2 protein-coding genes are annotated in these 6334 nt (G+C 72.1%); both read left to right on the top strand.

Annotated features, from left to right (window positions below):
• On the top strand, positions 1-3651 hold a 3651-nt coding region (locus ACGFN2_RS35845), incomplete at its 5' end, for an SDR family NAD(P)-dependent oxidoreductase (protein WP_393367170.1).
• Between the two features lie 42 nt (positions 3652-3693).
• Positions 3694-6334, top strand: a 2641-nt coding sequence (locus ACGFN2_RS35840) for a type I polyketide synthase (RefSeq protein ID WP_393367168.1), incomplete at its 3' end; no start/stop codon positions are given.

The raw sequence follows: 6334 nt of genomic DNA, 5'->3' as shown, positions 1-6334 counted from the left end.
GCGCTCCGGTCGCGCTCGATCGTGGCGCTGGCGGGGCGGGGTGGCATGGTTTCTGTGCCGCTTCCTGTTGATCGTGTCCGTGAGGAGTTGTCCGGCTTTGAGGGCCGGGTCTCGGTCGCGGCTGTCAACGGGCCGCACTCCGTGGTGATCTCGGGCGATGTGGAGGGTCTGGACGAACTTCTTGCCCGCTGGTCCGGGACGGATGTGCGGGCCCGTCGTATCGCGGTCGACTACGCGTCCCACTCGGCGCATGTGGAGGAGCTGCGTGATGAGCTCCTGGACGTACTGTCGCCGGTCCGCCCGCAGGCGGGTGAGATACCGGTGTATTCCACGGTGACGGGCCGTATCGAGGACGGTTCCGCCTTCGATGCGGAGTACTGGTACGCGAATCTGCGTCAGACGGTGGAGTTCGAGACTGCGACGCGCATGCTGATCGACGACGGCTTTGGCGTGTTCGTCGAGTCCAGCCCCCACCCGGTCGTCAGTATCGGTGTTCAGGAGACCATTGAGGACGCGGGCTCCCCGGCGGTCACGGTCGGTTCGCTGCGCCGTAACGACGGCGGTCTCGACCGTCTCCTGACCTCCCTGGCCGAACTGCACGTCCACGGCGTCACACCGGACTGGTCCAAGGTCTTCCCGCCCGGCGCCCACCGCGTCGACCTGCCCACCTACGCCTTCCAACACCAGCACTACTGGCCCTCCGCCCCCTCGGCCGCCCCCACCGGCGACGTCTCCGGAGCGGGCCTGGCCTCCGCCGGGCACCCGCTCCTGGGCGCGGCCGTGGAGCTGGCTCACGGTGGAGAGACCGTCCTGACCGGGCGGTTGTCGCTGGACACCCACGAGTGGTTGGCCGACCACACGGTCGCGGGGCGCGTCGTCGTCCCCGGCACCGGCATCCTCGAACTGGCCCTCCGGGCCGCCGACGAGGCCGGCTGCACCGTGGTGCGCGAACTCACCCTCCAGAACCAGCTGATCGTGCCCGAGCAGGGCGCGATACGGCTCCAGGTGAGCATCGGTGCGCCGGACGACGAGTCCGGGGACCGCCACGTCACCGTCTACTCTCGCGACGAGCATGCCCCCGAGAGCCTGGCCTGGACCCGGCACGCCGACGGGCTGGTGGGCTGCGCGGCCGGCCCCGTACCAGATGTTCCGGATGTTCCGGACCTGCGCGTCTGGCCTCCCGAGGACGCGACCGAAGCCGATCTCGACGGCCTGTACGAGGGCCTCGCCGCCGGAGGCCTCTTCTACGGCCCCCTCTTCCGGGGCGTCCGCAGGGTGTGGCGCCGCGACGACGAAGTCTTCGCCGAGGTGGCGCTGCCCGCCGAGGGGCAGGGCGATGCCGCCTCCTTCGGGCTGCACCCGGCGCTGCTCGACTCGGCGCTGCACGCCACCGGGTTCGGCGCCTTCGTCGAGGACGCGACCGTCGGCTGGCTGCCGTTCTCCTGGCAGGACGTGACCCTCGCCGCCACGGGGGCCGGGTCCCTGCGCGTACGACTGGCCCCGGCCGGTCCCAACGCCCTGGCCCTGACCGTCGCGGACGGCAACGGTGATCCCGTCGCCACCGTGGGGTCGCTGGCCCTGCGCCCCCTGGCCGCCAGCGGGATCGACGAGGCGGGCGCCGACGAGTCGCTGTTCCGCGTGGAATGGACCGAACTCAAGGATCTCCCCGCGACCCCGGCCACCGAAGCCGTCACGTGGTGCGCGAGCCCAGAAGACGTACGCCGACTCCTGCACCAGGACGCTCCGTTGCCCCGCATCGCCGCCGTTCGGTGCGATGGTCCGGCCGATGCGGAGGCGAGCGCTGGCGCGGCGCGGGACCTGGCGGGGCGCGTACTCGGAGTCGTACGGGAATGGCTCGCCGACGAGCGGACCGCAGCGTCCCGTCTCGTGGTCGTGACCTCGAATGCCGTCCACGGCACGAACATCGACCTGGCGGGCGCCGCCGTCCTGGGGCTGCTGCGCTCCGCCCAGTCCGAGAACCCGGACCGCTTCGTCCTCGTCGACGCCGACCGCGACTTCGACGCGGAACCAGGCCCCACCGCCGGTCTCACGGCCAGTCCCACCGCCGACCTCACCGCCTTCGTCACCGCCGCGATCGCCGCCGACGAGCCGCAGCTCGCCGTGCGCGACGGCCGGGCCTGGGCTCCGCGCCTGGTGCGGGCCGAACGGCCCGAGGGCACCCTGCCCTGGACACCTGACAGTTCCGTCCTCATCACCGGCGGCACCGGCGCCCTCGGCGCCCTGGTGGCCCACCACCTGGTGGACCGGCACGGCGTGCGTGAACTCGTCCTGCTCAGCCGCCGGGGGCCGGACGCCCCCGGGGCCCGTGAACTGCGGGACGAGCTGACCGCGGCCGGCGCCACCGTCGCCATACGGGCCTGTGACGTCAGCGACCGCCGGGCCCTGGCCGACGTTCTGGCCTCTCACCGCATCACCGCCGTCGTGCACACGGCGGGTGTCCTCGACGACGGCGTCGTCACCGCCCTCACGCCCGAACGCCTGGAGACGGTGTTCTCGCCCAAGGCCGACGCGGCGCTGCACCTGGATGAGCTGACGCGCGAGCTGGACCTGAGCGCGTTCGTGCTGTTCTCCTCGGCCGCCGGCCTCTTCGGGAACCCGGGCCAGGCGAACTACGCCGCGGCCAACACCCTGCTCGACGCCCTCGCCGAGCGCCGCCGGGCCGCAGGCCTGCCCGCGCACTCCCTGGCCTGGGGGCTGTGGGAGACGGACACCGGCATGGTCGGCGACCTCGACGCGCGGGACCGCCGCAGGCTCGGCCGGTCGGCCGGCACCCTGTCGGCCCGCGACGGACTCGCGCTCTTCGACCTGGCCCTGACGGCACCGGCCACGGACGCATCCGACGCATCCGCGATGACGGACGTACCCGACTCGCCCGCGAAGACGGACGCGCCCACGGCCCGTGCCACCTCCGTCCTCCTGCGTCTCGACCTCGCCCCCGTCCGGGCGGCCGCCGGGGAGAACGGGTGCCCCGCTCTCCTGCGCGCCCTCGTCCGGACTCCCGCCCGCCGCGCGGCCGCCCTGAACGGCGAGTCAGCCGCCGCCGAACCCCAGCAGCTCTCCCTCGTCCAGCGCGTCGCCGACGCCCCCGACGGCGAGCGCGAGCGCCTGGTCCTCGACACGGTGGCGGACCAGGTGCGCCTGGTGCTCGGCCACTCGGCGGCGTACGAGATCGAGGCGGAACGCGGCTTCCTCGACATGGGCTTCGACTCGCTCACCGCGGTCGAACTGCGCAACCGGCTCACCGCCCTGTCGGGCCTCCGCCTACCCGCCACCCTGATCTTCGACCACCCGACGCCCGGTGCGCTCACGCGGTACGTGGACGAACGGCTCCGCCAGTCCGTACCGACGCCCGCCCGGCGCCTGCTGGGCGAGCTGAAGTCGTTGGAGTCCGCCCTGTCAGAGATCCCGGACGACGACAGCGACCGCGAGAAGGTCACCCGGCAGCTTCAGACCCTGCTGACCCGGTGGACCGGGCAGACGCTGCCCCGAAAGCCCAGCCGCGCGGAGGACCGGTACGCGCAGCCGCACAGCCCCGACGCGGACGACGAGCCGGAAGCAGGAATCGACCTCGGCTCCGCATCGGCCCAAGAACTCTTTGATCTGCTCGACAACGAACTCGGCACCTCGTGACCTGCGTGGCCGACGGACGACTCATGCCTGGAGGTGGCGTTGATGCCGGAAGATGAGAAGGTTCTCGACTACCTGCGACGCACGACCGCAGACCTGCGTGAGACGCGCCGTCGGCTGCGCGAGGCGGAGGAGCGGCTGACCGAGCCGATCGCGATCATCGGCATGAGCTGCCAGTACCCGGGCGGGGTCGACTCGCCCGAGGAACTGTGGGAGCTGGTGACCGAGGGCCGCGAGGGCATCTCGGGCTTCCCCACCAACCGCGGCTGGGACACGGACTCGCTCTACGACCCGGACCCCGACCGGCGCGGCACCCTCTACACGCTCAAGGGCGGATTCCTCCACGAGGCGGGGGAGTTCGACCCCGCGTTCTTCGGCATCTCGCCGCGCGAGGCGCTGGCCATGGACCCGCAGCAGCGGCTCCTGCTCCAGAACGCCTGGGCCGCCGTGGAGCGCGCCCGCATCGACCCGCACACCCTGCGCGGCAGCCGCACCGGCGTCTTCGCCGGCGCCATGTACCACGACTACGCCGTCCGCATGGTCGACGCACCCGAAGGCGTCGAGGGCTACATATCCACCGGCAGCGCGGCCAGCGTGGTCTCCGGCCGCGTCGCCTACACCCTCGGCCTCGAAGGCCCGACGGTCACCGTCGACACCGCCTGCTCGTCCTCGCTCGTCGCCCTGCACCTGGCCGCCTCCGCGCTGCGCCAGGGGGAGTGCTCCCTCGCCCTGGCCGCCGGCGTGACGGTGATGTCCAACGTCGGCACCTTCGTCGAGTTCAGCCGCCAGCGGGGTCTGGCGGCCGACGGCCGCTGCAAGTCCTTCGCCGCCGCCGCCGACGGCACCGCTTTCGGCGAGGGTGTCGGCGTCCTCCTCCTGGAGAAGCTGTCCGATGCGCGCCGCAACGGCCACGAGATCCTCGCCGTACTGCGCGGCTCCGCCGTCAACCAGGACGGCGCCAGCAGCGGCCTGACCGCCCCTAACGGCCCCTCACAGCAGCGCGTCATCCGCCAAGCCCTGGACGGCGCCGGCCTTGAGCCGTCGGACGTGGACGCGGTGGAGGCCCACGGCACCGGCACGTCCCTCGGCGACCCGATCGAGGCGCAGGCGCTGATCGAGACGTACGGCCAGGAGCGCACCCCCGAACAGCCCCTGTGGCTGGGCTCGTTGAAGTCGAACATCGGTCACACTCAGGCCGCCGCAGGGGTCGGCGGCGTCATCAAGATGGTCATGGCACTGCGCAACGGCGTCCTGCCCAGGACCCTGCACGTGGACGAGCCCTCGCCGCAGATCGACTGGGAGGCGGGCGCGGTCGAGCTGCTGACCGAACAGCGCGACTGGCCCGCGACCGATGCGCCGCGCCGCGCCGCCGTCTCCTCTTTCGGCATCAGCGGCACCAACGCCCACGCCATCCTGGAACAGGCCCCGGAACGGGTTTCCGAGGACGCGCAGGGCGAGCAGGACGCGGCGCCGCAGGCGCCTGCGGCGCTCGCCGCGCCGGTGCCGTTCGTGCTCGCGGGCCGCAGCGAGCAGGCGCTCGCCGACCAGGCGGCCCGGCTCGCGGCGTACGTGGAGGAGCGCGCGGAACTGCGTCCGCTGGACGTCGCCTTCTCACTGGCCACGACCCGCTCGGCCTTCGAACACCGGGCCACACTGGTCGCTTCGAACCGTGACGAACTGCTCGCCGCACTGGGCGACGTGCGCGCGGCGGGGCCGGTGGCGGGGGGTCGGCTGGGGTTGTTGTTTACGGGGCAGGGGGCTCAGCGGGCCGGTATGGGGCGGGAGTTGTATGCCGCGTATCCGGTGTTCGCGGAGGCCTTCGACGAGGTCTGTGCCCGGTTGGATGGTGAGCTGGGGCGGTCGCTGAAGGGTGTGGTCTTCGACGGGGATGGGGAGGGGCTGTTGGACCGTACGCGGTTCACGCAGGCGGCTCTGTTCGCGGTCGAGGTCGCGCTGTATCGGCTGGTGGAGTCGTGGGGCGTACGTCCTGACGCCCTGCTCGGTCATTCGGTCGGGGAGATCGCGGCTGCGCACGTGGCCGGTGTGCTCTCGCTCGATGACGCGTGTGCGCTGGTTGCTGCTCGTGGCCGGCTGATGGATGCCCTGCCGGAGGGCGGGGCCATGGTCGCGGTGGAAGCCGCTGAGGATGAGGTCCGTGCCGTTCTGGTCGCGGGTGTGTCGATCGCGGCGGTGAATGGTCCGCAGGCGGTGGTGATCTCCGGTGACGAGGCTCCGGTGGAGCAGGTCGCCGCTGTACTCGCTGAACAGGGTGCGCGGGTCAAGCGGCTGTCGGTCAGTCATGCGTTTCATTCGGCTCGTATGGAGCCGATGCTGGAGGAGTTCCGTGCGGTCGCGGCCTCGCTGTCGTACGAGACCGCCCGCATCCCGGTCGTCTCCAACCTGACCGGTGGGGTCGCGGGTCCGGAGTTGTCGACCCCGGAGTACTGGGTGAGGCATGTCCGTGAGGCGGTCCGGTTCGCCGACGGCGTTCAGACTCTCCACTCGCAGGGGATCACCCGCTTCGTCGAACTGGGTCCGGACGGTGTCCTGACGGCGATGGCGCAAGGCGTGCTCACCGACGTCGAGGACAGGCTGTTCGTGTCCGTGATGCGGTCCGACCGCGATGAGGCCAGCACCCTCGTCACCGGGCTCGGCCAGCTCCACGCCCACGGCGGCACGGTGGACT

This window comes from Streptomyces sp. NPDC048612 (assembly GCF_043199295.1).
GTDB lineage: Bacteria > Actinomycetota > Actinomycetes > Streptomycetales > Streptomycetaceae > Streptomyces.
Note: the sequence above shows the minus strand (reverse complement) of the source record. Positions and strands in the feature narration are given on the sequence as shown.